Annotated in this window: 24 protein-coding genes; 12 read left to right on the top strand and 12 right to left on the bottom strand. The window is 66.8% G+C overall.

What is annotated here, in order from left to right; genetic code table 11:
* The first annotated feature begins 30 nt into the window (after positions 1-30).
* The 8 genes from guaB to hspQ all read left to right on the top strand — a co-directional run bounded on the left by guaB (position 31) and on the right by hspQ (position 10642).
* Positions 31-1524 carry an IMP dehydrogenase gene (gene guaB, locus J0J10_RS04380; protein WP_291645439.1) on the top strand — a complete coding sequence of 498 codons (1494 nt, stop codon included), beginning with the start codon at positions 31-33 and terminating at the stop codon, positions 1522-1524.
* Between the two features lie 49 nt (positions 1525-1573).
* On the top strand, positions 1574-1984 hold the full coding sequence (locus tag J0J10_RS04385; RefSeq protein ID WP_291645440.1) for an MAPEG family protein: 411 nt from the start codon (positions 1574-1576) through the stop codon (positions 1982-1984).
* Between the two features lie 226 nt (positions 1985-2210).
* Positions 2211-3470: an efflux RND transporter periplasmic adaptor subunit gene (locus J0J10_RS04390; protein WP_291645441.1), complete on the top strand. Its 1260-nt coding sequence runs from the start codon at positions 2211-2213 to the stop codon at positions 3468-3470.
* Positions 3470-6610 (top strand): efflux RND transporter permease subunit, encoded by a 3141-nt coding sequence (locus J0J10_RS04395; RefSeq protein ID WP_291645442.1) that lies wholly within the window; start codon positions 3470-3472, stop codon positions 6608-6610. Before J0J10_RS04390 ends, J0J10_RS04395 begins: the two co-directional genes overlap by 1 nt.
* Positions 6611-7104: 494 nt before the next feature.
* Positions 7105-7722: a DUF2865 domain-containing protein gene (locus J0J10_RS04400; protein ID WP_291645443.1), complete on the top strand. Its 618-nt coding sequence runs from the start codon at positions 7105-7107 to the stop codon at positions 7720-7722.
* A gap of 157 nt (positions 7723-7879) precedes the next feature.
* Entirely contained in the window at positions 7880-8974 is a 1095-nt protein-coding gene (locus tag J0J10_RS04405) for a DUF2865 domain-containing protein (RefSeq protein ID WP_291645444.1), read from the top strand.
* A 167-nt stretch (positions 8975-9141) separates the two neighbouring features.
* Positions 9142-10191 carry an HpcH/HpaI aldolase/citrate lyase family protein gene (locus tag J0J10_RS04410; RefSeq protein WP_291645445.1) on the top strand — a complete coding sequence of 350 codons (1050 nt, stop codon included), beginning with the start codon at positions 9142-9144 and terminating at the stop codon, positions 10189-10191.
* A gap of 121 nt (positions 10192-10312) precedes the next feature.
* Complete coding sequence (gene hspQ, locus J0J10_RS04415) at positions 10313-10642, top strand: heat shock protein HspQ (RefSeq protein WP_291641856.1); 330 nt, start codon at positions 10313-10315, stop codon at positions 10640-10642.
* Positions 10643-10816: 174 nt separating this feature from the next.
* On the opposite strand, the gene hflX is transcribed toward hspQ, so the two are convergent.
* The 4 genes from hflX to J0J10_RS04435 form a co-directional block, all read right to left on the bottom strand.
* Entirely contained in the window at positions 10817-12214 is a 1398-nt protein-coding gene (gene hflX / locus J0J10_RS04420; RefSeq protein WP_291641854.1) for a GTPase HflX, read from the bottom strand.
* Positions 12215-12217: 3 nt separating this feature from the next.
* A complete protein-coding gene (gene hfq, locus J0J10_RS04425) occupies positions 12218-12466 on the bottom strand; it encodes an RNA chaperone Hfq (protein WP_066469118.1) in 249 nt (82 codons plus the stop codon).
* A 196-nt stretch (positions 12467-12662) separates the two neighbouring features.
* Positions 12663-14030: a nitrogen assimilation response regulator NtrX gene (gene ntrX / locus J0J10_RS04430; protein ID WP_291645446.1), complete on the bottom strand. Its 1368-nt coding sequence runs from the start codon at positions 14028-14030 to the stop codon at positions 12663-12665.
* Positions 14027-16276 carry a sensor histidine kinase NtrY-like gene (locus J0J10_RS04435; protein WP_291645609.1) on the bottom strand — a complete coding sequence of 750 codons (2250 nt, stop codon included), beginning with the start codon at positions 16274-16276 and terminating at the stop codon, positions 14027-14029. The genes ntrX and J0J10_RS04435 overlap by 4 nt, the downstream gene beginning before the upstream one ends.
* 252 nt (positions 16277-16528) lie before the next feature.
* Between J0J10_RS04435 and J0J10_RS04440 the strand changes: the two genes are divergently transcribed.
* A complete protein-coding gene (locus J0J10_RS04440) occupies positions 16529-17329 on the top strand; it encodes a bestrophin-like domain (protein WP_291645447.1) in 801 nt (266 codons plus the stop codon).
* A 77-nt stretch (positions 17330-17406) separates the two neighbouring features.
* Here J0J10_RS04440 and ntrC read toward each other — a convergent pair whose 3' ends face one another.
* The 3 genes from ntrC to dusB form a co-directional block, all read right to left on the bottom strand.
* A complete protein-coding gene (gene ntrC, locus J0J10_RS04445) occupies positions 17407-18858 on the bottom strand; it encodes a nitrogen regulation protein NR(I) (RefSeq protein WP_291645448.1) in 1452 nt (483 codons plus the stop codon).
* A 23-nt stretch (positions 18859-18881) separates the two neighbouring features.
* The gene (locus J0J10_RS04450; RefSeq protein ID WP_291641862.1) at positions 18882-19934 is read right to left on the bottom strand and encodes a two-component system sensor histidine kinase NtrB; all 1053 of its coding nucleotides are present in this window, start codon (positions 19932-19934) and stop codon (positions 18882-18884) included.
* Between the two features lie 109 nt (positions 19935-20043).
* A complete protein-coding gene (gene dusB, locus J0J10_RS04455) occupies positions 20044-21015 on the bottom strand; it encodes a tRNA dihydrouridine synthase DusB (RefSeq protein ID WP_291645449.1) in 972 nt (323 codons plus the stop codon).
* Positions 21016-21280: 265 nt separating this feature from the next.
* Here dusB and J0J10_RS04460 point away from each other — a divergent pair, with 265 nt between their 5' ends.
* Complete coding sequence (locus J0J10_RS04460; protein ID WP_291645610.1) at positions 21281-22468, top strand: bifunctional 2-C-methyl-D-erythritol 4-phosphate cytidylyltransferase/2-C-methyl-D-erythritol 2,4-cyclodiphosphate synthase; 1188 nt, start codon at positions 21281-21283, stop codon at positions 22466-22468.
* 4 nt (positions 22469-22472) lie between these two features.
* Positions 22473-22970 (top strand): CinA family protein, encoded by a 498-nt coding sequence (locus J0J10_RS04465; protein WP_291645450.1) that lies wholly within the window; start codon positions 22473-22475, stop codon positions 22968-22970.
* Here the strand turns inward: J0J10_RS04465 and J0J10_RS04470 are convergent.
* From J0J10_RS04470 to J0J10_RS04490, 5 genes are all read right to left on the bottom strand, one after another.
* Positions 22962-23432 (bottom strand): type II toxin-antitoxin system RatA family toxin, encoded by a 471-nt coding sequence (locus J0J10_RS04470; protein ID WP_291645451.1) that lies wholly within the window; start codon positions 23430-23432, stop codon positions 22962-22964. The two genes, J0J10_RS04465 and J0J10_RS04470, sit on opposite strands and share 9 nt — an antisense overlap.
* Before the next feature lie 13 nt (positions 23433-23445).
* Positions 23446-24447 carry a lipoyl synthase gene (lipA, locus tag J0J10_RS04475; protein WP_291645452.1) on the bottom strand — a complete coding sequence of 334 codons (1002 nt, stop codon included), beginning with the start codon at positions 24445-24447 and terminating at the stop codon, positions 23446-23448.
* Positions 24448-24541: 94 nt separating this feature from the next.
* Positions 24542-24817: a GlsB/YeaQ/YmgE family stress response membrane protein gene (locus tag J0J10_RS04480; protein WP_291641836.1), complete on the bottom strand. Its 276-nt coding sequence runs from the start codon at positions 24815-24817 to the stop codon at positions 24542-24544.
* A gap of 78 nt (positions 24818-24895) precedes the next feature.
* Complete coding sequence (locus J0J10_RS04485) at positions 24896-25237, bottom strand: GlsB/YeaQ/YmgE family stress response membrane protein (RefSeq protein WP_291645453.1); 342 nt, start codon at positions 25235-25237, stop codon at positions 24896-24898.
* 46 nt (positions 25238-25283) lie between these two features.
* Positions 25284-25532, bottom strand: a complete 249-nt coding sequence (locus tag J0J10_RS04490) for a GlsB/YeaQ/YmgE family stress response membrane protein (RefSeq protein ID WP_291641832.1) — start codon at positions 25530-25532, stop codon at positions 25284-25286.
* 404 nt (positions 25533-25936) lie between these two features.
* Between J0J10_RS04490 and J0J10_RS04495 the strand changes: the two genes are divergently transcribed.
* Positions 25937-26560, top strand: a complete 624-nt coding sequence (locus J0J10_RS04495) for a hypothetical protein (protein ID WP_291645454.1) — start codon at positions 25937-25939, stop codon at positions 26558-26560.
* The last annotated feature ends 9 nt before the right edge of the window (positions 26561-26569 follow it).

A 26569-nucleotide genomic window follows, 5' to 3' on the forward strand; every position in this document is an offset into this window, starting at 1 on the left:
GTGCCGGCCCGGCCGGCCCCGGAGTTGACGATGGCAACGATCACCGACGGCCTTATTCGCGACGGCCTGACCTTCGACGACGTCCTGCTCGAGCCGGGCCCCTCGGAGGTCATGCCGGCCGATGTCGACGTCTCGACCAAGCTGACCAAGACGATCTCGCTCAACCTGCCGATCATCGCCTCCGCCATGGATACGGTGACCGAGGCCGGCATGGCGATCGCCATGGCGCAGGCCGGCGGCCTCGGCGTGGTGCACCGCAATCTCGACCCGGAGCAGCAGGCCGCGCAGGTCAAGCTGGTGAAGAAATTCGAGTCGGGCATGATCGCCAACCCGATCACGATCTTCCCGGACGAGACGCTGGGCGATGCTCTCGCCATCATGAAGCACAACTCGATCTCGGGCATCCCGGTGGTCGAGCGCGGCCCGCAGGGTCATAAGGGCCGCCTCGTCGGCATCCTGACCAATCGCGACGTCCGCTTCGCGGCCAATCCCGAGCAGCCGGTCTCCGAGCTGATGACCAAGGATCGGCTGATCACGGTGCGCGAGGGGGTCGGCCAGGATGAGGCCCGCCGCCTGCTCCATCAGTTCCGCATCGAGAAGCTGCTCGTCGTCGACGACCATTTCCGCTGCATCGGCCTGATCACCGTCAAGGACATGGAAAAGCAGGTCGCGCATCCCAACTCCGCCAAGGACACGCATGGCCGCCTGCTGGTGGCGGCAGCGACGACCACCGGCGACAGCGGCTTCGAGCGCTCGGAGATGCTGATCGACGCTGGTGTCGACATCATCGTCGTCGACACCGCCCATGGCCACTCCGCCAAGGTGCTGGAAGCCGTGACGCGGGTGAAGAAGCTCTCCAACGCCGTCCAGATCATCGCCGGCAACATCGCCACCGCCGGCGGCGCCCAGGCCCTGATCGATGCAGGCGCCGACGCGATCAAGGTCGGCATCGGCCCGGGCTCGATCTGCACCACCCGCATCGTCGCCGGCGTCGGCGTGCCGCAGCTGACCGCGATCATGGATGCCGCTTCCGCGGCCAGCAAGGCCGGCATTCCGGTGATCGCCGACGGCGGTATCAAATACTCCGGCGATCTCGCCAAGGCGCTCGCCGCCGGCGCTTCCTGCGCCATGGTCGGCTCGCTGCTTGCCGGCACCGACGAGACGCCGGGCGAGACCTTTCTCTATCAGGGCCGCTCCTACAAATCCTATCGCGGCATGGGCTCGGTCGGCGCGATGGCGCGCGGCTCGGCCGATCGCTATTTCCAGCAGGACATCAAGGACTCGCTGAAGCTGGTGCCGGAGGGCATCGAGGGCCAGGTCGCCTATAAGGGCCCCGTCGCCAACGTGCTGCATCAGCTAGCCGGCGGCTTGCGGGCGGCGATGGGCTATGTCGGCGGGCGAAACCTCGAGGACTACCGCGCCAAGGCCCGCTTCATCCGCATCACCAGCGCCGGTCTGCGCGAGAGCCATGTCCACGACGTCACCATCGTGCGCGAGAGCCCCAATTATCCGACCCGCTCGTGAGAAACCTGCTTTGATGCATGTCTGCAGCGCGTCCTTCACGAGGTAGGCCATGACGCTCAAGCTGATCTATCCGGCGCTCGCCCAGATCTTCTGGACCTTCGTCGTGCTGATGATCACGTTCCTGCGTCGCAAGAAGGCCTTCGCCAATCGCGAGGTCCGCATAGCGGACGTCGCCGTCTCGACCGAGCGCTATCCGGAACCCGCCCGGCTCGCCGCCGCGAATTTCAGCAACCAGTTCGAGACGCCGGTGCTGTTCTTCGCGCTGGTGCTGATCGCGACCCATGTCGGTGCCACCGGCTATGCCATGGCGGCCCTGGCCTGGGCTTTCGTGGCGACGCGGATCGTGCACACATTGATCCACACCGGTGGCAACGACCTGCGCCGGCGCGCCCTCGTCTTCGCCGCCGGCGTCGCCTGCCTGTTCTTGATGTGGATAGGTGTCGTCGTCGCGATACTGTGAACGGGACTTGCCCTAACCCGCTATCCTTGGATGAGCGACGCGGCGCAAGGTATTCGTTGTCCGTGTCACATTGTCGCGACGTGCCGCGATAGGCCGCAACAATGCGTGATGCCGGCTTGCGCCGGAAAACAACCCTCTGCATGCTTGATTTCGGCGGCGGCGATGGTTGGTGGGGTGGCGGTTCCGTAAGGTTCCGCCCGGCCGCTCGCATGGCGCAAGGCTCTTCATGGCAAGGCTGTCTCTCGGGCGTTTGGCCCTGTTCTCGGCGGCAGGAATCCTCGCTGTCGGCGCCGCTCTGCACTACACCGGCCGCCCCATCCCCTGGCCGCTCGACCAGGTTCCCTATGGCAAGCTGATCCCGACACAGGCGAAGCCCCCTGCGCCGGTCGCCACCGGGCCGGGCGGGCGCGGCTCCGGCAGCCGTCCGGCGGTGACGGTCGTCACCGCCAAGGCCGAACGCCGGGCGATGCCGGTCCGCCTCGATGCGATCGGCACCGTCCAGGCGATCTCGTCGGTCAATGTCCGCTCGCGCGTCGACACGCAGATCACCGAGGTGGCCTTCAAGGATGGCGGCTACGTCAAGAAGGGCGACGTGCTCTTCCGGCTCGATTCGCGCCTGGCCGAGGCGCTGATCAAGCAATCGGAAGCCGGTGTCGCCAAGGACCGCGCCTCGCTCGCCTCGGCCGAGACTGATCTCAGGCGCGCCGAGGAACTGGCCAAGCGCGATTTCGCCACCGATCAGCGCCTCGATACCGCGCGCACCCAGGTCGCGACCCTGAAGGCGGCCATTCGCGGCGGCGAGGCTGCGGTCGAGGCGCTCAAGGTCCAGCTCAGCTACTACACCATCCTCGCCCCCGTCTCCGGCCGCATCGGCGCCGCCGGGCTGAAGGAAGGCAACATCGCCAAGACCGGCGACAATTCGACCGTGCTGGTGACGATCAACCAGATCGACCCGATCTATGTCAGCTTCGCCGTCGCCCAGCGCCACCTCCCGGATATCCGCACCGCGATGGCGGCGGGGACCGCCGTCGTGCAGGCGACGCAACATGGCGTCTCGAAAAGCGTCGAGGGCACGATCGCGGTCATCGACAACCTGGTCGACGCGACGACCGGCACGATCCAGATCCGGGCCTCCTTCGAAAACGCCGATGAAACCCTCTGGCCCGGCGCGCTCTGCCAGGTCCGCGTGACGCTGCGTGTCGACCCCCACGCCGTCACCGTGCCGCGGGAGGCGATCCAGACCGGGCAGAACGGCTCCTTCGTCTTCGTCGTCGAAGACGGCGTCGCCCGGGCCCGGACGGTCGCCGTCGACCGCACGGTCGATGATCGTGTCGTGATCACCTCCGGCCTCGTCGGCGACGAGACGGTCGTCGTCGACGGCCAGCTCCTGCTGACCGAAGGGGCCCGCACCGTCGAGCGCAAGCGCGATCGCGGCGGCCAGAGTCCGCCGCCGAACCAGACTTCGCTGCGCGGGAGCGCCGGCTGATGAACCTGCCCGAGCTCTGCATCCGTCGCCCGGTCATGACCACTCTGGTCATGGCGACGTTCCTGATCTTCGGGCTCTTCGCCTTTAAGCAATTGCCGGTCGCGGCCCTGCCCCGCGTCGACTTCCCGACGATCAATGTCAGTGCCCGCCTGCCCGGCGCCAGCCCGGAGACGATGGCTTCGTCGATCGCCGCCCCGCTGGAGCGCGAATTCGCCTCGATCTCCGGCATCACCTCGATGTCCTCGGTCTCGCAGCTCGGCTCGACCTCGATCACCCTGCAATTCGACCTCAACCGCAACATCGACGGCGCCGCGCTCGATGTGCAGGCGGCGCTCAGCGCTACGACGCGGCGCCTGCCGCCGGAGCTCCCTGCTCCGCCGAGCTTCAGGAAGGTCAACCCGGCCGACCAGCCGGTGCTGTTCATGGTGCTGACCTCGGCGACCAAGCCGCTCTACGAGGTCCATGAGTTCGGCGAGAACGTGCTGCAGCAGCAGATCGCGCAATTGCCGGGCGTCGCCCAGGTCAACATCTTCGGCGCGCAGAAATACGCGGTGCGCATCCTGGTCAATCCCGATGCGGTCTCGGCACGCGGGCTCTCGCTCGCCGATGTCCGAAACGCCGTTTCGGCCGCCAACTCGAACTCGCCCGTCGGCACGCTGAACGGCATCAACCAGCGCCTGACCCTGGGAGCCACCGGTCAGCTCGAACGCGCCGCCGAATACGGCAACCTGATCATCTCGCAGAAGAACGGCATCCCGATCCGGCTCAGCGACGTCGCCCAGACCTTCGACTCCGTCGAGAACAACCAGACCGCGAGCTGGTATAATGGCGAGCGCTCGATCATCCTCGCCGTCTATCGCCAATCCGACGCCAACACCGTCGAAGTGGTCGACAGCATCAAGGACCGGCTCGAAGCCTATCGCGCGCAATTGCCGGCGGCGATGAACCTCGCGGTGTTGAACGACCGCTCGATCCCGATCCGCGAGGCGGTCGAGGATGTCGAGGTCTCGCTGATGATCGCCATCGTGCTGGTGATCATGGTGATCTTCCTCTTCCTGAAGAGCCTGACCGCCACGCTGATCCCGACGCTGGCGCTGCCGATCTCGCTGATCGGCACCTTCGCGATCATGTATGCGCTCGGCTATTCGCTCGACAACATCTCGCTGCTCGCGCTGACGCTCGCCGTCGGCTTCGTCGTCGACGACGCGATCGTCATGCTGGAGAACATCATCCGCCATATCGAGATGGGCAAAAAGCCGTTCCAGGCGGCGCTCGACGGCTCGCGCGAGATCGGCTTCACCATTGTCTCGATCACCATCTCGCTGGTGGCAGTCTTCATCCCGGTCTTCTTCATGGGCGGCGTCGTCGGCAAGGTCTTCGCCGAATTCGCCGGCACGATCGCCGCGGCGATCATCGTCTCCGGCTTCGTCTCGCTGACGCTGACGCCGATGCTCTGCGCCCGCTTCCTCAAGGCGCATGACCAGCACAAGAAGCCGAGCCTGCTCGACCGCACCTTCGAAGCCGGCTTCCAGGGCATGCTGTCAGCCTATCGCTGGACGCTTGACCATGTGCTGAAGGCCCGCTTCCTGATGCTGCTGTTCACGCTGGGCACGGTCTATGTCTCGGTCCAGCTCTATATCGACATCCCCAAGGGCTTCTTTCCGATCGAGGATACCGGCCTGCTGCGCGGCGCGACCGAGGGTCCGCCGGACACCTCCTTCGAAGCGATGGCGGAGCGCCAGATCCGCGTCGCCGAGATCGTCCGTTCCGACCCGGCGGTCGACTATCTGACCTCGAATATCGGCGGCTTCAACGCGACCAATAACGGTTTCATGTTCATCGCGTTGAAGCCCAAATCAGAGCGCGACAAGGCCGATGTGGTGATCGCGCGGCTGCGCCGCGCAACCGCCGAAGTGCCCGGCATGACGGCGGTTTTCCAGCAGGTCCAGAACATCAATCTAAATGCCGGCCGTGCCTCGCGCGCGCAATACCTCTATTCGCTGCAGGGGCCGGACCTCGCGGCGCTGTTCAATTACGCGCCGCTGATGCAGCAGCGGCTCGCCCAGATTCCGCAACTGCGCGATGCTAATATCGACCTGCAGTTACGCAACCCGCAGCTCTCGATCGACATCGACCGCGAGCGCGCCGCCAGCCTCGGCATCTCCAGCGACCAGATCCGCCAGGCGCTCGGCAACGCCTTCGGCTCGCGCCAGATCGCCACGATCTTCACGCCCGCGACCGACTACCAGGTGATCATGGAGGCGAACCGCGCCTATCAGCAGGATCCGGGCGTGCTCTCGCGGCTCCTGCTCAAGACCGCGAACGGCCAGAACGTCCCGCTGGAAACCGTGGCGACGATCAAGCCGAGCGTCGGTCCGCTCGCGGTCAATCGGATCTCGCAGCAGCCGGCGGTGACGATCTCGTTCAACACGGCGCCCGGCGTCTCGCTCGGCGATGCCGTCAACGCGATCCGCGCCGCCGAGCGCGACGTGAACCTCCCCGCCTCGATCGTCACCAGCTTCGCCGGCTCGGCCCAGCTCTTCCAGGATGCGTTGAAGGGCCAGGGCCTGCTGATCTTCGCGGCGATCCTGGTGATCTACATCATCCTCGGCATCCTCTATGAGAGCTTCATTCACCCGATCACGATCCTCTCCGGGTTGCCTTCGGCCGGCCTCGGCGCCCTGCTCGCGCTGCAGTACTTTCACATGGACCTGTCGGTGATCGCGATCATCGGCATCCTGATGCTGGTCGGCATCGTCAAGAAGAACGCGATCATGATGGTCGACTTCGCGATCGAGCGCCGCCGCCATGGCGACGATGCGCTCTCGGCAATCCGCGAAGCCGCGCTGGTGCGCTTCCGGCCGATCATGATGACGAGTTTCGCCGCGATCTTCGGCGTGCTGCCGATCGCGCTGGGCGCCGGCGCCGGCGCCGAACTGCGCCAGCCGCTCGGCATCGCCGTGGTCGGCGGCCTCCTGGTTTCGCAGCTCCTGACGCTCTACATCACACCGGTGATCTATTTCTACCTCGATAAGGTCGACAGCTGGATCGCCGGGCGCGGCCGCGGCGAGCCCGACGAAGCGCCGGTCGAGGCTGCACCGGTCGCCGTCCCGCAGGCCATGCATCGCGCCGAGCGCTGATCGCGATCCGTTAAGGATCCGCCGCGCCTGCGGGCCGATCCTTCAAATTTTCGAGAATTTTTTCGAGCATTCTGAACAGCGCCCGGCCTACCGCTCACCACAAGACGAGCTTCGTGGGGGAGCGCAGGGACATGTCGGGCGTTGGGGAAGGGATGGCAGAGCGGCCTCGCGCCGCTGGCCCCGGCGCTGGCAGGCATTCCGCCGGCTATCGGCCCCGGCTCTTTCATGGCTCTGCTCTCCTCGCCGCCGCCATCGGTGCCGGCGCCCTGTTGGCGGCCTCCTCATTCGTACGCGCCGAGGACGATGCCGGAATCCGGGCCTTCCACCGGGCCGAAGCGGGCAGATGGGCCGGCCGGCCGGCCGCGCCCTCTGTGCCGGCGCCTCTCTGGTTCGCCCGCCCGCCCCTCGCCATGCGGAATGAAGGGCGCCTTAGCCAGCCTGCCCGCCCGAAGCCGCGGCTGGCAGCGCCTCACGATCGCGGCTCCTTTGCTGGCATGGGCAGTGCCGGCCGTACGGTCTGCGTGCGCCTTTGCGACGGCTTCCATGCTCCGCTCGGTCATGCCCGCTCACAGGCCGATTTCCGGGCCCAGGAAGCCTTGTGCGAGGCGCAGAACCCCGGTGTTCCCGTCAAGCTCTTCCGACTGCAGGCGGGCGCCGCGACGGTCGATCGTGCCATCGCCGGCGACGGCACCCGCTATGCCGCGCTGCCGAACGCCTATGCCTATGAGAAGAAGGCCGATCCGATCTGCCGGCCGGCGATTGCCGGTGCCGGCGAACGGCGCGTCTCTCTGCTGCGCGGCATCACCTTGCGTCCCGGTGACTCCATCGTCCTCGACGGCAAGGTCGCGACCTTCACGGGCGCCTCGGCCTTTCCGTACGAGGCCGGCGACTTCGAGGATTTTCGCCAGGCCGGCAGGCTCGGCTCTGCCACGAAGCGGATGATCGACGAGACCGTCGGCATCAGCCAAGCCGAGGCGCGCCAGAAACTCCTGCGCCAGAGCCTTCAGGTGCGCGAAGCGCCGCGCGAGCTTGCCAGCGTGGCCGAGCTTCGCGGCATGCTCGATTCCGACACCCGCATGGCCGTGCCACTGCGGGAGACGATCCTGCGCTGAGGCGCGTCCGGCTCACCTCCCGAGTCCTGCGGCGGGCGCGGCGTTAAGCATCGCGCCCGTTTGCCGTTGCGGCCGCCTGCGATTGAATACTAACAAAAAGTAAATTATGGCTCGTTTGCGGCGGACAGCTGAACCAGCGAGCGATGGAGTGATCGCGGTGTTTCGTGTCCGTAATATCGATTCGATTGCTCCCAAGGCAGCCATCGCTCTCGCTTCGACCTCTGCTGCGGCAGGCCGGGCCGGCAGCGGGCGCAAGCTGATGCGCCTGGCGGCGATGACCGGGTTCGGCCTTGCCTTGGGCGCCGGCGGCATGGTGCTGACCGTCACCTTGGTCCAGGCCGAGGACGACGCCGGCATCAGGGCCTTTCACCGGCAGGAGGCCGCGGCCCGGCAGGCCCGGTACCAGGCTGCGCCACGAGCGGTCTATGCCTCCGCGCGGGCCTATGCCCCCGAGCGCAATCTCTGGACCTTGCCGCTCTGGCAGGCTCGTCCCGACGGCGTGATCGCGCATCCGAAGGTCGAGCTGAACCCGTTCAAGCGGCGTGAAGCCGCGCCGAAGCGCGCCGCCCCCCGGCAACCGGCGATCCGCTTTGACACCGTCTCGGGCGCCGCCGACATGACGCGCACCATCTGCGTGCGCCTGTGCGACGGCTTCCACGCGCCGATCGGCTATCTCCGGAGCCAGGGCGATCTGAAGGCGCATGAGGCGCTTTGCCAGGCCAATAATCCCGGCATTCCGGTCAAGGTCTTCAAGGTCGCCGCAGGGGCCACGACCATCGACGGCGCGGTCGCCTCGGACGGCAGGACCTATCGCACTCTGCCGGTCGCTTACGGCTATGAGCAATCCTCGGACCCGGCCTGCCGCCCTGCGATCGTCAACCCCGGCGAACGCCGCGTCTCCCTGCTGCGCGACATCACCTTGCGTCCCGGCGACAGCGTGGTTCTCGACGGCAAGGTGCGAACCTTCGCCGGCTCGACCAAATGGCCCTATACCGCCTCCGATTTCCGCGACTTCCGCGACTCGTCCGATCTCAACGCGCGGCAGCGGCGCGAGATCGATGCAAGAGTCGGCATCTCGCATCGCGAGGCCGAACTGCGCAGTTTCCAGCGCCGGATTCGTGTACGGGAGGCCAGTCTGCAGGATCCGAGCTTCGCCAGCGACGCTCCCATGCTCCGCGGCGGACTCGGACCGCGCGACCGCGTGGGCCCTGCGCCGAGGATCGTGCTCGAGACACCTTTCACCCGGAATTGAGCTGGGACCTCGGCGCCCGACCAAGGATCGCAGAATAAGATTATTTTCCTGATATCTACAGCAGGAAAATAATCCCAGGCAATTTTGCCTAGACCTCTATCCCAAAGCCCAGTGGACGCCGTCAGCATGCTCGGCCACATTCGCTGCAGCGCAGCATGGAGCCGAGCATGAGCACGAAGACACCCCGCCAGTTCTACCGCCCCCTGGCGATCGGTGCGCCGGAGCCCTATCGGGAGCCGCCGCTGCGCCTGGAGCGGATGATCCATTTCGTCCCGCCCCATCTCGAAAAGGTGCGGGCCAAGGTTCCCGAGCTCGCCGGCCAGGTCGATATCGTGCTCGGCAATCTCGAGGATGCAATTCCGGTCGAGGCCAAGGAGGCCGCCCGGGACGGCTTCATCGAACTGGCCAAGGCCACCGATTTCGGCGCCACCGGTCTCTGGACCCGCGTCAACGCCCTGAACTCGCCCTGGTTCCTCGATGACATTGCCGCCATCATGAGCGAGATCGGCGGCAAGCTCGACGTCGTCATGGTGCCGAAGGTCGAGGGCCCCTGGGATATCCACTTCGTCGACCAGTTGCTGGCGCAATACGAGGCGCGGCACGCCCTGCGAAAGCCGGTGCTGATTCACGCCATCCTGGAGACGGCCGAGGGCGTCAAGAATGTCGATGCGATCGCCACGGCCTCCCCGCGCATGCATGGCATGAGCCTCGGCCCGGCCGATCTCGCCGCCTCGCGCGCGATGAAGACGACACGTGTCGGCGGCGGCCACCCTGAATACAAGGTGATCGCCGATCCCCAGGCCGATGGTGGGCCACGGGCCGTCGCCCAGCAGGATCTCTGGCACTACACGCTGGCGAAGATGGTCGACGCCTGCGCCTCAGCCGGCCTGAAGCCGTTCTACGGCCCGTTCGGCGATTTCTCGGACGCAGCCGCCTGCGAGGCGCAATTCCGGAATGCCTTCCTGCTCGGCTGCGCCGGCGCCTGGACGCTGCATCCCTCCCAGATCGAGATCGCCAAGCGGGTCTTCAGCCCGGACCCGGACGAGGTCGCCTTCGCCCGCCGCATCCTGGACGCCATGCCGGATGGTTCCGGCGCTGTGATGATCGACGGCAAGATGCAGGACGACGCCACCTGGAAGCAGGCAAAGGTCATCGTCGATCTGGCGCGGCAGGTCGCGGGACGCGATCCGGCGCTCGCAGCCCGCTACGGTTTGTGACGCGAAGTCGTGACCGCGACGGAGATTGACCTGACGGCGAGCTAATCCTAGGTCAGGCTTGGGTCGGCGACGCATTCTGGCGGGGTGAAACCCCACCATATCAAAAACAGATCGAAGAAGCATGGAAGCAAGAACTGCGAAATTTCGCATCGGACAGGTGGTACGTCATCGCGTTTACCCGTTCCGCGGCGTAATCTTCGATGTCGATCCGGTCTTTTCCAATTCCGAGGAGTGGTGGCTCGCAATCCCAGAGAATCTGCGCCCGTCCAAGGATCAACCCTTCTACCATCTGTTCGCCGAGAACGAGGAGACCGAATACGTCGCCTATGTCTCCGAACAGAACCTGGTCAGTGACGAGACGGGACAGCCGATCCGCCATCCCCAGGCGCGCGAATTCTTCCGGCGCGACCGCAAGGGGCGCTATCGGCTCGACAAGGCCGAGCTGAACTAAGCCGGCTTCTGGCGTTCGGGCGAAGCGAACCTGCCGACCGAAACCTCGCTCCGGGGAAGCCGCGATGCGGCGCAGCTCCGGAATTCATCGCGGAGCGCTGAGGGCTGTGATGGCTTCCGGCGCTCCCTTTTGCAGCGCAGCCGGAATGATGGCGCGTGTTGCTCGGACGCCGCCCTATCGCTCCGGCTCGGCCTCCGGAAAACGCGCCGCGAAGGCCCCTTCCCGCTCGGGCGGCAGCCGCACCAGCAGGCTCAGCGCGCCGTCCTCACCGTCGCTGCGCGCCAGAATCTCGCCATTGGCGTGCAGCCAGGCCAGCGATTTGCCGTCGCCCGGCGCGAGCACCAGCCGGTAGACCGGGCGGCTCCGCGCGATCCTGGCCTCGATCGCATCGGTCAGGCGCGTCATCCCCTCGCCGGTCAGGGCCGAGACCAGGACGGGCCGGGAAGCCTCCGGCCTCAGCCCGGCAAGCGCCGCCTGACGTTCGCGCTCGCCCTCGCCGAGCAGATCGGCCTTGTTCCAGACTTCGATCACGCGCTGGCCGTCATCGGGGTCGATGCCGAGATCGCGCAGGATCGCCCGCACATCCGCGGCCTGGGCCTGCGTGTCCTCATGCGAGACGTCGCGGACATGCAGCAGCACATCCGCCTCGATCGCATCCTCCAACGTCGCGCGGAAGGCGGCGACGAGCTGGGTCGGCAGATCCGAGATGAAGCCGACCGTGTCGGAGAGCAGGATCTTGGCGCCATGCGGCAGCTTCAGGGCCCGCGCCGTCGGATCGAGCGTGGCGAACAGCATGTCCTGCGCCAGGACCTCGGCCGAGGTCAGGCGATTGAACAATGTCGACTTGCCGGCATTGGTGTAGCCGACGAGCGCGACGATCGGATAGGGCACGCGCTTGCGGCTGGCGCGATGCAGTGAGCGCGTGCGCTTCACTGTCTCGAGGTCGCGCTCGATCTTGGTCATCCGCTCCTGGATGACCCGCCTGTCGGCCTCGATCTGGGTTTCGCCGGGGCCGCCGAGGAAGCCGAAGCCGCCGCGCTGGCGCTCGAGATGGGTCCAGGACCGCACGAGCCGGCTCTTCTGATAATTGAGATGCGCGAGCTCGACCTGCAGCGTGCCTTCACGCGTGCGGGCGCGCCGGCCGAAGATCTCGAGGATCAGGCCGGTCCGGTCGATGACCTTGCAGCCGAAGGCCTTTTCGAGATTGCGCTGCTGCACCGGCGAGAGGGCGCAGTCCATCACGACGAGCCCGATCTCCTCGAGCTTCACCCGTTCCGCCAGCTCCTCGACCTTGCCCTTGCCGAGATAGGTCGCGGGCCGAAGCGCGCTCAGCATGACCTGGATCGCGTCGACCACCTGCAGGTCGATCGCGCCGGCGAGGCCTATCGCCTCGTCGAGGCGTGCCGCATGACTGCGCTGGTTCTCATCGGCCGCGCCGGCCCGGCCCGGGAGGGAGCGGGCCGGATAGGGGCCGACGACGAAGGCGCGGGTATCGGCCGCGATGGCGTGCTCCGCCGCATCGATCGGCTTGGCGATCGACGCGTCGGAATCACTCCCGGCCTTGCCGGCCATGGCTCAGGCCTTTTCCTGTTCCTCGGACTCGAACAGCTGCACGGGGTGACCCGGCATGATCGTCGAGATCGCATGCTTGTAGACGAGCTGCGAATGGCCATCGCGGCGCAGCAGCACGCAGAAATTGTCGAACCAGGTGACGACGCCCTGAAGCTTCACGCCGTTCACGAGGAAAATGGTGAGGGGAATCTTCTGTTTGCGGACGTGGTTGAGAAACGTGTCCTGGAGATTCTGAGCCCGCTCTGCGGCCATGTTATGCCTCTGTTGTTGGGATCGCAATCGGCTTGCGCATGCGATCCAGATCGTTCCGTTGGGAGCACGGCGACAGCCGCCGAGCCTCGGAACACCGACGCTCCATTAGATCGTGAGGGCGCGATGTCGCGCAAGGGTTGCGGTGCAACAATTTTAGGCGACCGCCCTGCGTGAAACGCATTGCGGACGCGCTATGCTACCCCACTCCCAGCGATTTCAGCTTGCGATGAAGAGCTGAGCGCTCCATGCCGATGAATTCCGCCGTGCGCGAGATGTTGCCCGAGAAGCGGGCGATCTGCGCCATCAGATACTCCCGCTCGAAAATCTCGCGGGCGTCGCGCAGCGGCAGGCTCATCAGCTTTTCGCCGCCCGCTCCCGACGGCGTGGTCGGCACCATCGCTCCAACCTCGGCCGGCAGCATCTCCACGGTGATCTCGGCACCGGGATCGCCTTTGGTCAGGATCATCAGCCGCTCGACATTGTTGCGCAGCTCACGGACATTGCCGGGCCATTCATGCGATTGCAGGATCGCCATGGCGTCGCCGCCGATGCGGCGCTTGGGCAGGCCGCTGGCCACCGAGATCTGCTCCATGAAGAACTCGATCAGCTCGGGCACGTCCTCGCGCCGCTCCGACAGCGCCGGCACCCGGATCGGCACCACGCCGAGGCGATGGTAAAGATCCTCGCGCAATTGCCCTTCGGCGATCAGCCTGACGAGATCGCGGCTGCTCGAGGAGATGATCCTGACGTCGACATGAACGCGCGTCGCGCCGCCGACGCGCTGGAAGTTCTGGTCGACCAGCACGCGCAAGATCCGGTTCTGGGTCTCGCGCGGCATGTCGCCGATCTCGTCGATGTAGAGCGAGCCGCCATGCGCCTCCTCGAGCGCACCGACCCGGCGCGAGCGCCCCTCGCCGCCTTCGACGCCGAAGAGCTCCTCCTCCATCGTCTCGGGCGTGATCGTCGCCGCGTTGATCACGATGAACGGGCCGCCGGAACGGGTCGAGGCTTCGTGCAGCGTCCGCGCCGTCAGCTCCTTGCCGCAGCCGGGCTCGCCGGTGATCAGCACGCGCGCATTGGTCGGCGCCACGCGCTCCAGCGTCTGCCTGAGCTGATTGATCGCGCTCGAACGGCCGACGATCCGGCTCGCCTGGACCGAACGCGTCTTGAGGTCTCGCACCTCGCGACGCAGTCGCGACGCCTCGAGCGCGCGCTCGGCGACGAGCACCAGCCTGTCGGCCTTGAACGGCTTCTCGATGAAGTCGTAGGCGCCGTGCTTGATCGCCGAGACCGCGGTCTCGATGTTGCCATGGCCGGAGATCATCACCACGGCGAGCTCGGGATGGCTCTCCTTGATCAGCTCCAGCACCTGCAACCCGTCGAGCCGGCTGCCCTGCAGCCAGATGTCGAGAAAGACCAGATTCGGCCGCCGCGCGGCGATCGCCGCCAGGGCCTCGTCTGCCGAACCGGCCTTGCGTGTCCGGTAGCCCTCGTCCTCCAGCAGGCCGGCGACGAGTTCGCGAATATCGGCCTCGTCGTCGACGACGAGAATGTCAGCGCTCATGCCTTGGTCCCGTTCATCTGTCCTCCGGCTGTCTCCGCCGGTCTATTGCGCGTTTCTGAGTTCACTTCGCCGCTCTCCGTCGGCCCGGTCTCGACGAACCAGAGCCTGACATGCGCGCCGCGGGCGCTGTCGGGCCGGTCGAGCAGCTCGATGCCGCCGCCATGGTCCTCGAGGATTTTGCCGACGATGGCGAGGCCGAGACCGGTGCCGCCGTCGCGGGTCGTCATATAGGGCTCCAGCAGCTTGTGGCGCTGGTCGGCCGGCAGACCCTTGCCGTTGTCGAGGATGTCGATAACGATTCGGCCATCGCCGTGGCGTTCCAGGGAGATATCGATGCGGCCCTTGCCGCGCTCCTCGCCCGGCACCGCCTCGATCGCCTCGGTCGCGTTCTTGATGACATTGGTCAGCGCCTGCGACATCAGCCGACGATCGAACTGGGCGAGCAGCGGCTCGGCCGGCAGGCGATCGGCGATGATGAGTTCGGGATTGCCGACGCGCATCAGGAAGACGATCTGGCGCACCGTCTCGACGATGTCCTCTCGCGCCAAAGAAGGCTTCGGCATGCGCGCGAAGGAGGAGAATTCGTCGACCATGCGGCGGATATCGTCGACCTGGCGCACGATCGTCGCCGTGCATTGATCGAAGATCTCCTTGTCCTCGACGATGACCCGGCCGAATTTGCGGCGGATGCGCTCCGCCGAAAGCTGGATCGGCGTCAGCGGATTCTTGATCTCATGCGCGATCCGGCGCGCCACATCGGCCCAGGCCGCCGTGCGCTGCGCCGTGACGAGATCCGTGATGTCGTCCAGCGTCACGACCAGTCCGGCACCGGCCCCCTCGCCTTCGCGCACGGCCCGGATGTTGACCATGCGGTCGCGTCCGCCGCGCGTGATCACGACCTGACCGGAGCTCATGCGTTGGCGATTGGCCATCGCCTCCGAGACGAACTCCGCGACCTCCGGGGCGATCTCGGCGATCGGCTGCCCGAGCAGGCGCCCGCCCGTCCCGAGCAGAGCGTCGGCGGAGCGGTTGCTGATCGTCACATGCCCGCCCTCGTCCAGGCTGAGCACGCCCGATGAGACGCCGGACAGAACGGTCTCGGTGAAGCGCCGTCGGCGGTCGATCACCTCGCTCGCGGTCACCAGCCCGTCGCGCTGCCGGCGGAGCTCGGCCGTCATCTTGTTGAAGGTCTCGCCGAGATGGGCGAGGTCGCCCTCGGCTCGTCGGATCGGCACCTGCACGTAGAAATTGCCGCTGGAGACCTGATCGGTGGCGTGGATCATCCGTCGGATCGGCGCCACCAATCCATTGGCGAAGTTCAGCCCGAGCCAGCTCGCCGAGAGCAGGAGGATCACCGCGATCAGACCGTACATCGAGGCGAAGGCGATCTGTACGCCTTTGCGACGCGCATCGATGCCGAGATATTCCACCGCCGCCGCGCGGGCGACCGCCGGAAACTCGACCGCCAGCGGATCGACCTCGCGCGCGACATAAAGAAACGCACCGTCATAGGAGGCGAGCTTCACCAACGCGCCGAAGATTCGTCCTGTCGACGGCACGACACAGATCGGCTCCGGCGAAGTCTGGGCGTCCTCGAAAGCGGCGGCATCCGGTTTGCTGGCGCCGCGCAGCACGTCGATATTGGCCCGCACCAGCACAGTGTCCGGCGGCTTCATGATCCAGACCACCGGCAGGCCCAGCGCCGTGGCGCGCGCCGTCAGGAAATTCTCGAACCAGGGCCGATCCACGTCGAAGGCCGGCTTGGCACGCGCGAGATCGTCCGCCAGCAGGCGGATTTCCCGGCCGAGCGAGCGGCACTGGTTCGCCGTATAGGCATCGGCGACCTCGACCGACTTGAAGATCACATCGCGCATCCGGTCCGAGAACCAGGGCTCGAGGCCGCGCTCCAAGGTGACGGTCGCGACCACGGCGACCAGAGCGGCTGGCAGGGCGGCGACGATGCTGAACAGGCTGACGATGCGCACATGCAGGCCGGCGGCCGCGACGCCCGCCCGCCGGGCGCGGATCAGGACCGCCGCCTCGATGGCGACAATGACCAGCAGCAGCAGGATCAGGAAGCCGTTGAGGACGAACAGGCCGAGCACGACCTCATGGACCGGCGCTACCGGTGTCGCGCCGGCCAGGACGAGGAAGGTCGCAAGCCCGGAAACCAGGGCGAAGCAGACCACCGTCGCCCCGAGCCAGGCCGAGAAACGCCTGGGAGGCTCTTCCGTACGCGGCGTCATGCGAAGGTCGCCGATCGAGGCAGTCAAGACGAGGTCGAAGCTCCTTGGACGCCCCCCGTCGGAATGCGGGCCGGGCGAACGGACGCTGTGATGCGCCGCCGCAACGGTGTTGTCAAAATATGACACGGGCAAGGCAGGAAACCTTGCCGGCAGGAGCTCCGTGAAAGCCAATCTGTTGAAGCCCGGATAGGGCTCTATACCCCCTCGCAGACTGTCTCTAGCCTGTGCATAAGACGGATCCCAGAGGCCATCATGCTCATCGCCTTCCATCAACTACCGTTGGCCGCGATGTTCCTGGTCGTCTGGTCGATCAGCACTGCGATCTGCTGGCTGCTAATCGGCTTCGTCCGGTTCGCCGTGCCGCGCATGGGCTACCGGTTGAGCGAGCCGCTGCCGATTCGCGATTCCCTCATCAATGCCTGCGGCGCGCTCTTTGCCCTGATCGTCGCCTTCTCGGCGGCCGGCATCTGGAACGACGCCGTCTCCGCCCGCACTGCGGTTCAGCGCGAGGCCGATGCCGTCGAGAACGCCTTGGTCGTTTCGGCCGGCTTGCCGGACGAGGTGCAGATCCGGTTGAACGGTGGTCTGCAAGCCTATCTCAAGGAGGTCATCGCGACGGACTGGCCAGCCATGGCCAGGAGCACGCCGCTCGACGACAAGGTCTACGATCAGTCGGAAAAGCACCTGCTTGGCGCGATCGACCTGATCGCCCGGCAGAATCGCGCGCTGGGCGACGGGACGAGCTATTCACCGCTGCTCGGTCAATTGCTGGAGATCCGGCACGCCCGGCTCGCCCGCCTCGCAGCCTCCCGGGCTGGGACGACATGGGCGCAATGGAGCGCGATGTGGCTGATATCGACGGCGACTCTGCTATTGATCATTATCTGCCACAGCCACACCTTCCGCATGCAGATCCTGGCATCGCAGATCTATGTGCTGGTCGCCGCCGCGGCCTATTTCGTGGTCCTGGCACATGACAGGCCGTTCGTCGGCAAGATATCGATCCAGCCGATCGCCATGCAGGGGCTCGTAACGCAGTCGGCTGCGAAGTGACTGGCTTGGAGCGCCTTCTGTGCGCCAAGCGCCACCCTGTTCGCTCGAAAAATGCTCCATCACTTTCGCCCGCAGCCTCAACGCGGCGAGCGCACCACCTGCATGTCGAGCTCGCGGATCTTCTTGCGCAGGGTATTGCGGTTGAGGCCGAGCAGCTCGGCGGCCCGGATCTGGTTGCCGCGGGTCGCCGCCAGCGCCGCCGCGATCAAAGGCGGCTCGATCTCGCGCAGGATACGGTGATAGAGCCCCGGAGGCGGGACATGATCGCCGAAACCCGAAAAATACTGGGTGAGATGACGCTCCATCGAGCCTGAAAGCGTCTCCGCGCGCTCCGGCCCGCCGCCGGCGCCGGCATAGTTCGGCGTCGCCGCGGCAGGTTGCAGCTCCGCCTCGACGATCGGGGCCGTGATCGTCTCCTGCGGATAGAGTGCCGCCAGCCGCCGGACGAGGTTTTCCAGCTCGCGGACATTGCCCGGCCAGCGATAGCGCCGCATCACGTCCATCGCCTCGGAATCGATCTGCTTGCGCGGCAGGCCTTCCTTCTCGACCAGGCCGAAGAAATGGCGGACGAGGTCCGGCACGTCCTCGACCCGCTCGCGCAGCGGCGGCAGGCGGATCGGCACGACGTTCAGCCGGAAAAACAGATCCTCGCGGAACAGCCCATGCGCGATCGAGATGCGCAGATCCTTGTTGGTCGCGGCGACGATGCGGACATTGGTCTTGATCGGCGTGCGCCCCCCGACCGTGGTGTATTCGCCCTGCTGGAGTACGCGCAGCAGCCGCGTCTGGGCCTCCATCGGCATATCGCCGATCTCGTCGAGGAAGAGCGTGCCGCCCTCGGCCTGCTCGAAGCGCCCGGAGGAGCGGGTCAGCGCCCCGGTGAAGGCGCCCTTCTCATGGCCGAACAGCTCGGACTCGATCAGGTCCTTCGGGATCGCCGCCATGTTGATCGCGACGAAGGGCCCGTTGCGGCGCTTGCCGTAATCGTGGAGCGCCCGCGCCACCAGCTCCTTGCCGGTCCCGGATTCGCCGTTGATCATCACGGTGAGGTCGATCGGCATCAGCCGTGCCAGCGCGCGGTAGACGTCCTGCATGGCCGGCGAGCGGCCGATCAGCGGGATGTCGTCGGGCTCAGCCGCGTGCCCGCGCCCAACCTCGCCGCGCGGGCGCGACAGGGCGCGGCCGACGATCGCGACCAGTTCCTTCAGGTCGAAAGGCTTGGGCAGATATTCATAGGCGCCGCGCTCGGAGGCCTTGATCGCGGTCATGAAGGTGTTCTGCGCGCTCATCACGATGATCGGCAGCTCGGGCCGAACCCGCTTGATCCGCGGCAGCAGATCGAAAGCGTTGCCGTCGGGCATGACGACGTCGGTGATGATCAGGTCGCCGAGCCCCTGGGCCGCCCAGGTCCACAAGGTTGCCGCCTGTCCGGTGGTTCTGACCTCGTAGCCGGCGCGAGCGAGCGCCTGGTTGAGGACCGTGCGGATGGCGGCGTCGTCATCCGCGATGAGAATGTTACCCGTCGGCATGCAGCTCTGCTTCCTGGTGGCGCTTAGCCTGCCTGACGCTCGCGCGCTTCGTGCAGGGGCAGTCGGATCCGAAATGTCGTACGTCGCGGCACGGACTCGCACTCGACGATTCCGCCGTGATCGCCGATCACCTTGGCGACGAGTGCAAGTCCAAGGCCACTGCCCTGAGCCTTGGTGGTGACGAAGGGATCGAACAGATGGGCGTGCAGATCGGCAGGGACGCCCGGGCCGTTGTCGCGCACGCCGATCTCCAGCGGCAGAGCAAGCCGCGCATGCGATCCCGGCGCCTGCATGCGGATGCCCGGCCGATAGGCTGTGGTCAGCGTGATCTCGCCGTCGATCGCATCGGAGCCGATCGCTTCGGCGGCGTTCTTGACCAGATTGAGCAGCACCTGGACGAGCTGATCGCGGCTGCCGGAGACCGGCGGCAGAGACGGGTCATAGGCCTCACTGAAACGGATATGCCGTGCGAAGCCCGACTGCGCCAGCCGCTTCACATGGTCGAGCACGTCATGGACGTTGACCGGGCCGCGCTCGCTCGGCCGCTCGTCGCCGAACAATTCGACGCGCTCGACCAGCTTCACGATCCGGTCGGCCTCGTCGCAGATCAGCTGCGTCAGCAACCGGTCTTCATCCGGCACCGAGGTCTCGAGGAGTTGCGCTGCGCCGCGAATGCCGGAGAGCGGGTTCTTGATCTCATGCGCCAGCATCGCGCCGAGCGCGGTGATCGAGCGGGCTGCTCCGCGATGCGTCAACTGCCTGTCCATTTTTTCGGCAATTGTCCGTTCTTGCAGCAGAAGCACCACCGCTTCCGGCTGCCCCGGCAGCGGCGAGGCGAAGACATCGACGATCCGGTCGAGCCCGAGCCGGGGCGAGCCGAGTTCGAGCCGATACTCGCTGACGCCGGCGCCGCGCCGCTGAACCTCGTCGACGAGGGCCAGGACCGGCGAACCGAAGGCGATCAGATCCTGGAGCCGCTGGCGCTTCAGCACCACGGCGCTGGCCTGGAAGAAATCCTCGGCTGCCGTATTGGCATAGAGCACGGCATGCTCCTCCCCGACCACGACGACCGGCATCGGCAGCACATTGAGCGCCTGGATCTCGAGAGAATCGAACAATGCGCCGCCCGGCGTCTCTCTGCTTTCGCCGAATATCGCCATGGTCATACGCGGTTTCCCCTGTGGTTCAGGCGGCTGCGCCGAGGCGCTCGGTCGAAAACAGACGGCCGAGCGCCGCGAGCGCGCGGGACGGCTCGACCGTGGTCAGGAGCTCGCGCCGGGCCTGCTCATCGGGCTCGAGCCCGCAGGCCAGCGCCTCGTCGGCATAGGCGGCCAGATGCTTGCGGGCATGGCGGACGCCGACCTCCCGCCCCATCAGCGACAGCAGGCCCTCATAATGCTCGCGCGCCAATTCGGCCTTGGTCTCGACGGCGATCGCCTCGGGCTCGCGTCCGGCGAGCATCGCGCCGATCTGGCCGGGCAGCCAGGGACGTCCCAGCGCGGCACGGCCGATCATCACATAATCGGCGCCGGACTGTTCGAGGCAGTCGCGCGCCTGCGCCGCGGTCGCGATGTCTCCATTGGCCACCAGCGGAAAGGCACCTGCGGCGCGTACCGGCGCGATCGCCGCCCAATCGGCGACGCCCTTGTAGAATTGCTGGCGCGTGCGGCCATGCACGGTGATCGCCGCAGCCCCGGCCGCGACGGCACGCCGTGCGAGCTCAGGCGCATTGCGCGAGGCATCGTCCCAACCCAGCCGCATCTTGACGGTGACGGGCACCTTCACGGCCGCGACCACGGCCTCGACCAACCCGATCGCATGGTCGAGATCGCGCATCAGCGCCGAGCCGGCCCAGCCTCCGACGACCTTCTTGGCCGGGCAGCCCATATTGATGTCGACGATCTCGGCTCCCGAGGCTTCGGCGACCTGCGCCGCTTCGGCGAGCCAGCGCGCCTCGCAGCCGGCGAGCTGCACCACATGCGGCGTCACGCCCGAGCCCTCGGCCCGCAGGCGCGCTTCCTCGCTGCCCCGCACCAGCTCGTCCGAGGCGATCATCTCTGAAACGACCAGGCCGGCGCCGAAGCGCGCGCTGATCCGGCGCATGACCACATCGGTCACGCCCGACATCGGCGCGAGGAAGGCACGGGCGGTCGGCATCAGCCCGCCGATGGCCGCAACCGCATCGCCTGATTTTGAGGCAGATTCCATTATGGTGATTTATTGGACATCTGCTGCGCTGCGCAAGGGAATTCTCGACAATGCTGCATTGCACCATGGTCGCACGCCGATGGCCGCGACTGCATTTTCGATGTGCAGCAAGGTCGGCACAGACCATCGGACCGGCAGGCCGCTTGGCTATCGGCGCTGCGCGGCCTATCACCCAGCACCAGCAGAATCCGGAGCTTCCGACGCATTCATGACCATGGCCGTAGCCGCCCTGATCGTCGCCGCCGGCCGCGGCCTGCGCGCCGGCGCCGAAGCGCCCAAGCAATACCGCCGTCTCGGCGGCCAGCCCGTGCTCTGCCGTGCGCTCGCGCCCTTCCTGGCCGAAGCCCGCATCGGCCCCGTTCTGGTGGTGATCGGCGCCAGGGATGATGCGCGCTATCGCAATGCCGTAGCGGAACTGGGCGAAGCCGAGCGCGCGCGCCTGCTGCCGCCGACCCATGGCGGCGAAACCCGCCAGGCTTCGGTCCGGGCCGGGCTGAAGGCGCTGTCCGAGGCAGGCTTCGCCGGAGCCGTGCTGGTGCACGACGCCGCCCGCGCCCTCGTCTCGCCCGAACTGGTCCACAGGGCACTCATCGCCGCCCGCAAGACGCAGGCTGCCGTCCCCGCCCTCGCCCTGACCGATACGGTGAAGCGGCTCGATGCCGACGGCCGCATCGTCGAGACCCCGCCGCGCGATCGCCTCGTCTCGGTGCAAACGCCGCAGGCCTTCGCCTTCGCGCCCCTGCTCGCCGCGCACGAAGCGGCCTTCGCGGCAGGCGCTCACGGCTTCACAGACGATTCCGCCCTGATGGAATGGGCCGGCCACGAGGTCGCGACCTTCGCTGGAGACCCGATGAACCTGAAGCTCACCCATCCCGAAGACTTCACTGCCGCCGAGCTGCGGCTGGGGCGCAATCTCGTGCCCCGAATCGGAACCGGCTACGATGTGCACGCCTTCGCCGATGGCGACCATGTCTGGATCGGCGGCGTCAGCATTCCTCATTCGCGTGGCGTCACCGCGCATTCCGACGGCGATGTCGGCCTGCATGCCCTGACCGATGCGCTGCTCGGCGCCCTTGCCGATGGCGATATCGGCAGCCATTTCCCGCCGAGCGACCCGCAATGGCGCGGCGCCTCCTCCGACCGCTTCCTCGCCTTCGCGGCAGAGCGCGTCGCAGCGCGCGGCGGGAAGATCGACCATCTCGATCTGACGATCATCTGCGAGGCGCCGAAGCTCGGCCCGCATCGCGATGCGATCCGTGCCCGCATCGCCGCGATCGCCGGCCTGCGGCTCGACCAGGTCGGGGTCAAGGCCACGACCTCGGAGCGCCTGGGCTTCACCGGGCGCGGCGAGGGACTCGCGGCACAGGCCTGCGCCAGCATCCGTCTGCCGGAACCGGAGTGAGAGCATGTTCGACCTCGAGACCCGTTCGCTGGCTGCCGAGCTCCTGAACATCTCGCGCGAGCGCGGCATCACTGTCGCGACGGTGGAATCCTGCACCGGCGGGCTCGTCTGCGGCGCCCTGACCGCGATCGCCGGCTCGTCGAGCGTGGTCCTGGGAGGCCTCGTCACCTATTCGAACGAGGCCAAGACCACGCTTGCCAACGTCCCTGCCGAGCTGATCCTGCGACATGGCGCGGTCAGCGAGCCGGTGGCGCGGGCGATGGCCGAAGGTGGAAGGGAACGGCTCTCCGCCCGCCTCGCCGTCTCCATCACCGGCGTCGCCGGCCCCGATGGCGGCAGCGAGGAGAAGCCGGTCGGACTCGTCCATTTCGCCTGCGCCGGCGCCGGCCAAACCCTGCACCGCGAAAAGCGCTTCGGCGCGCTCGGGCGCGACGAAATCCGCCGCCTCAGCGTGCTTGAGGCGCTCGACCTGCTGCGCGAGGCCTCGCTGACCTCAGCCTGAAGCGAGAGGCACCCCGGCACCATAGACGGCGTCGGCCCGGCGCTCGAACGCCTCGGCGAATTTGCGGAAGGCCTTGTCGAACATCGCGCCCATCAGCAGGCCGAGCATGCGGCTGGCGAATTCGTAGGAGATGAAGAACACCACCTCCGAGCCCTTCTCGGCCGGTCGGAAGCTCCAGCGGTTCTCGAGATAACGGAACGGCCCGTCGACATATTCGACCAGGATCTTCAGATTGGCCGGATCGAGCGTCACCCGGCTGGTGAAGGTCTCGCGGATCGCCTTGTAGCCGACGGTCATGTCGGCGAGCAGCACCTCGCCTCCGCCCTCGCGCGGCGTTCGCCGACGCACCACCAGCCCCTCGCAGAGCGGCAGGAATTGCGGATACTTCTCGACGTCGGCGACGAGAGCGAACATCTCGGCGGGCGAGTGCTTCACCCGCCTGGTGCTGTTGAACATCGGCATCGGAGAGCCGCTCTCAGGCGCCCGTCTTCGCGGCGCGCGCCGCCCGCAATTTGGCGAAATCCTCGCCCGCGTGATGCGAAGAGCGGGTCAGCGGCGTCGCGGAGACCATCAGGAAGCCTTTCACATAGGCGATGGTCTCGAAGCTCTTGAATTCGTCGGGGGTGACGAAGCGGATCACAGCATGGTGCTTGCGCGACGGCGCCAGATACTGGCCGATGGTGATGAAGTCGACCTCGGCGGAGCGGAGATCGTCCATCAGCTGGAGAACCTCGTTCCGCTCCTCTCCGAGGCCGACCATGATGCCGGACTTGGTGAAGATGGTCGGGTCGAGCTCCTTCACCCGCTGCAGCAGCCGCAGCGAATGGAAATAGCGGGCGCCGGGGCGCACCGTCAGATACCTGCCCGGAACCGTTTCTAGATTGTGGTTGAAGACGTCGGGCTTGGCCGCGACCACGACTTCGAGCGCGCCGGGCTTGCGTAGGAAATCGGGCGTCAGGATCTCGATGGTCGTCGTCGGCGAGGTCTCGCGGATCGCGCGGATCACGCGAGCGAAATGCTCGGCGCCGCCATCATTGAGATCGTCGCGGTCGACCGAGGTGATGACGACATGCTCGAGCCCGAGCTTGGCGACGGCCTCGGCAATCTTGCGCGGCTCCTCATGGTCGAGCGCCTCGGGTACGCCGGTCTTGACGTTGCAGAAGGCGCAGGCCCGCGTGCAGGTGTCGCCCATGATCATGAAGGTGGCGTGCTTCTTTTCCCAGCACTCGCCGATATTGGGGCAGCCGGCCTCCTCGCAGACGGTGACGAGCTTCTCGGCCTTCACGATCTTCTGGGTCTCGGCCCATTTCGGCGAGCCCGGCGCCTTGACCCGGATCCAGTCCGGCTTGCGCAGGATCGGATTCTCCGCGCGCTTCTGCTTTTCGGGATGGCGGACTTCGCCCGGCTTCGCCTCGGCCTTCGGATTGCCGATATTGGGACGCGGGTCGCGGTTCAGAAGGTCGAGCACGACGGCCATGGATGGGTCCGTTTCCTGCGGCCGCAGGAGAAGGCGGCCTCGCCGTCTAGCTAATCCCGATGGCGCGCGCGGGCAACCCGCCCCGCCGCGTGACTCAGTTGCGCAGGGCGCGCCAGACCACGATCAGCAGGCAGGCGCCGGCGATCGCGGCGGTCAGCGTGCGCCAGAAGCCGTAGACCGGGATCTCCAGCAGATCCGCAAGCCGGCTGCCGACGAAGGAGCCGGCGACTCCGACGATCATGTTGGTGAAGAGCCCATGATCGGAAGAGGTGACGCGCTCGGCGATCCAGCCGGCGACGATGCCGATCAGCAACGTCATGAAGAAGCCGTAGCCCGGCGTGCCGAGCGCGGCGACGATCTCGTTGTTCATGCTAGTCCCCCCTGCCCTCGCCGGTCGCAATCCCCCGCGACCGAGCGAACAACGCCGGCGGCGCCGGCCGGTTCCGCCTCAGGCGATGAAGCGCGCCAGCAGCACCACCAGGATCGCCCCGATCACCGCCGTGGCCATGTCGTCGGCGAAGCGGGAACCCGTCGAGATCCGCCAGGCGGTGACGCGCACGATACCCTGCCCGACCAGCATGCCGAGCAGGCCGACCACGGCATGGCGCAGGAAGCCGCCGCCACCGACCACCAGGCTGGCGATGAAGCCGGCCGCCGTACCGAAGGCGACGGGCGGCAAAAGCCGGCGCCAGTCGACCGCAAGGCCCCGCTTCGGCGGCAGGATCTCGACCTTGTCGTCCTCGATGATCCGGCCGGGACCGCGGGGTTTGCGCGTGCGTGTCGTCGTCATCGCAGCGATATGCCCATCGCGCTCGCCGGTTTCCAGAGGAAAGCGCTCAGGCGATCAGCCGGGCCAGCAGCACGACGACGATCGCGCCGATCGTCGCGGTGACGATCTGCGAGATCAGCGGATTGCCGATGCCGAGATTGATGCCGAGGGCGCCGAGCAGGAAGCTGCCGACGAAGGCACCGATCAGGCCGGTGACGATGTAGCGGATAAGGCCTCCGCCGCCGACCACGATACTGGCGAGCCATCCGGCGACGAGGCCGATGACGATGGCGACGAGGATTGCACGCATATCCATCGGAAACCTCCGGAAGCGATCGACCTTGTACCCGTTCGACGCAGATCCCCCGGAAATGCGTCGCGGCCATGGAGAATAGACGGGAGCAGCCGGGAAACAACCGCCCGCGCGCCAAAGACGCTTCCAAACCAGGCCTTTCGGGCGGCTGCGGTTGACGGAGCAGTGTTTTGGGAGTTCGCTATGGCATCGGGCCGAAAAGTGGAATCCACTTTTCGGAAAATTCCGATTCGATAACAATGGCATAGATCACCGTGACCGCGTCCGAACGGACGCGCGGTGATCTAGCCGCTTGGACTGGAGGCTCTGGCTCTGCGGCAGCGTGGAGGACGACGCCGGCCATGCCCTGTTGCGAAGGCGCTCTCGCACCTGAAGGCAGAACCCGTCCACGCCGTTCGGGCGTGCTGATGACGGGGGGCTTCCTTGCTGCCGCCTTCGGCGGCGCCCCTGTATCAATCGCCTCGGAGCGCGAAACGGAGCGGCGCTGGCATGCGACCGGATATGTCAGTCGCTGGGTCAACACCGATCTTCTCGACGTGCCCAGCCGCGCCGTCACCGGCAATCTGAGCTTCTCGGACACGAATTTCGCCGGCGTCGGACTGTCGCGGGTGATCGTGCCCTCTTTCTCGATCCCGCTGCCCTTCACCGATTTCGCTTTCCGCGGCAACCGCATCGAGCTGGAAGGGCAGGTTCTCAAGCATTTCGGCGGCCAGAGCCATTGGGAGGGCACGCTGGCACTGATGTTCCGCACCGGGCAAATCCCGCTCGGCGGCGGGCTCGAAGCCAATCTCGCCATCGCCGAAGGCCTGTCGGTCGCATCCGAGCGGCCGCGCTTCGAGGGGGCCGTCGACGTCCGGCCGTCGCGGGTGCTGAACTATCTCGCCTTCGAGGCGGAGTTCTCGCACGCCTCTGCGCCGGGCGTCTCCTTCGTCACCCGGCTGCATCACCGGTCCGGTGTCTTCGGCCTGATCGCGCCGAAGAAGTCCGGTTCGAACTTCATCGGCGTCGGGATCAGGATCGAGCTGCGTTAGCCCCGCCGC

The organism is Allobosea sp. (assembly GCF_017308075.1).
Classification (GTDB): domain Bacteria; phylum Pseudomonadota; class Alphaproteobacteria; order Rhizobiales; family Beijerinckiaceae; genus Allobosea.

Bases quoted from the DNA above. Each gene is read 5' to 3' on its own strand.
- guaB (WP_291645439.1), top strand. From the start codon at position 31: ATGGCAACGATCACCGACGGCCTTATTCGCGACGGCCTGACCTTCGAC.
- J0J10_RS04385 (WP_291645440.1), top strand. From the start codon at position 1,574: ATGACGCTCAAGCTGATCTATCCGGCGCTCGCCCAGATCTTCTGGACC.
- J0J10_RS04390 (WP_291645441.1), top strand. From the start codon at position 2,211: ATGGCAAGGCTGTCTCTCGGGCGTTTGGCCCTGTTCTCGGCGGCAGGA.
- J0J10_RS04395 (WP_291645442.1), top strand. From the start codon at position 3,470: ATGAACCTGCCCGAGCTCTGCATCCGTCGCCCGGTCATGACCACTCTG.
- J0J10_RS04400 (WP_291645443.1), top strand. From the start codon at position 7,105: ATGGGCAGTGCCGGCCGTACGGTCTGCGTGCGCCTTTGCGACGGCTTC.
- J0J10_RS04410 (WP_291645445.1), top strand. From the start codon at position 9,142: ATGAGCACGAAGACACCCCGCCAGTTCTACCGCCCCCTGGCGATCGGT.
- hspQ (WP_291641856.1), top strand. From the start codon at position 10,313: ATGGAAGCAAGAACTGCGAAATTTCGCATCGGACAGGTGGTACGTCAT.
- hflX (WP_291641854.1), bottom strand. From the start codon at position 12,214: ATGGCCGGCAAGGCCGGGAGTGATTCCGACGCGTCGATCGCCAAGCCG.
- hfq (WP_066469118.1), bottom strand. From the start codon at position 12,466: ATGGCCGCAGAGCGGGCTCAGAATCTCCAGGACACGTTTCTCAACCAC.
- ntrX (WP_291645446.1), bottom strand. From the start codon at position 14,030: ATGAGCGCTGACATTCTCGTCGTCGACGACGAGGCCGATATTCGCGAA.
- J0J10_RS04435 (WP_291645609.1), bottom strand. From the start codon at position 16,276: ATGACGCCGCGTACGGAAGAGCCTCCCAGGCGTTTCTCGGCCTGGCTC.
- J0J10_RS04440 (WP_291645447.1), top strand. From the start codon at position 16,529: ATGCTCATCGCCTTCCATCAACTACCGTTGGCCGCGATGTTCCTGGTC.
- ntrC (WP_291645448.1), bottom strand. From the start codon at position 18,858: ATGCCGACGGGTAACATTCTCATCGCGGATGACGACGCCGCCATCCGC.
- J0J10_RS04450 (WP_291641862.1), bottom strand. From the start codon at position 19,934: ATGCCGGTCGTCGTGGTCGGGGAGGAGCATGCCGTGCTCTATGCCAAT.
- dusB (WP_291645449.1), bottom strand. From the start codon at position 21,015: ATGCCGACCGCCCGTGCCTTCCTCGCGCCGATGTCGGGCGTGACCGAT.
- J0J10_RS04460 (WP_291645610.1), top strand. From the start codon at position 21,281: ATGGCCGTAGCCGCCCTGATCGTCGCCGCCGGCCGCGGCCTGCGCGCC.
- J0J10_RS04465 (WP_291645450.1), top strand. From the start codon at position 22,473: ATGTTCGACCTCGAGACCCGTTCGCTGGCTGCCGAGCTCCTGAACATC.
- J0J10_RS04470 (WP_291645451.1), bottom strand. From the start codon at position 23,432: ATGCCGATGTTCAACAGCACCAGGCGGGTGAAGCACTCGCCCGCCGAG.
- lipA (WP_291645452.1), bottom strand. From the start codon at position 24,447: ATGGCCGTCGTGCTCGACCTTCTGAACCGCGACCCGCGTCCCAATATC.
- J0J10_RS04480 (WP_291641836.1), bottom strand. From the start codon at position 24,817: ATGAACAACGAGATCGTCGCCGCGCTCGGCACGCCGGGCTACGGCTTC.
- J0J10_RS04485 (WP_291645453.1), bottom strand. From the start codon at position 25,237: ATGACGACGACACGCACGCGCAAACCCCGCGGTCCCGGCCGGATCATC.
- J0J10_RS04490 (WP_291641832.1), bottom strand. From the start codon at position 25,532: ATGGATATGCGTGCAATCCTCGTCGCCATCGTCATCGGCCTCGTCGCC.
- J0J10_RS04495 (WP_291645454.1), top strand. From the start codon at position 25,937: ATGACGGGGGGCTTCCTTGCTGCCGCCTTCGGCGGCGCCCCTGTATCA.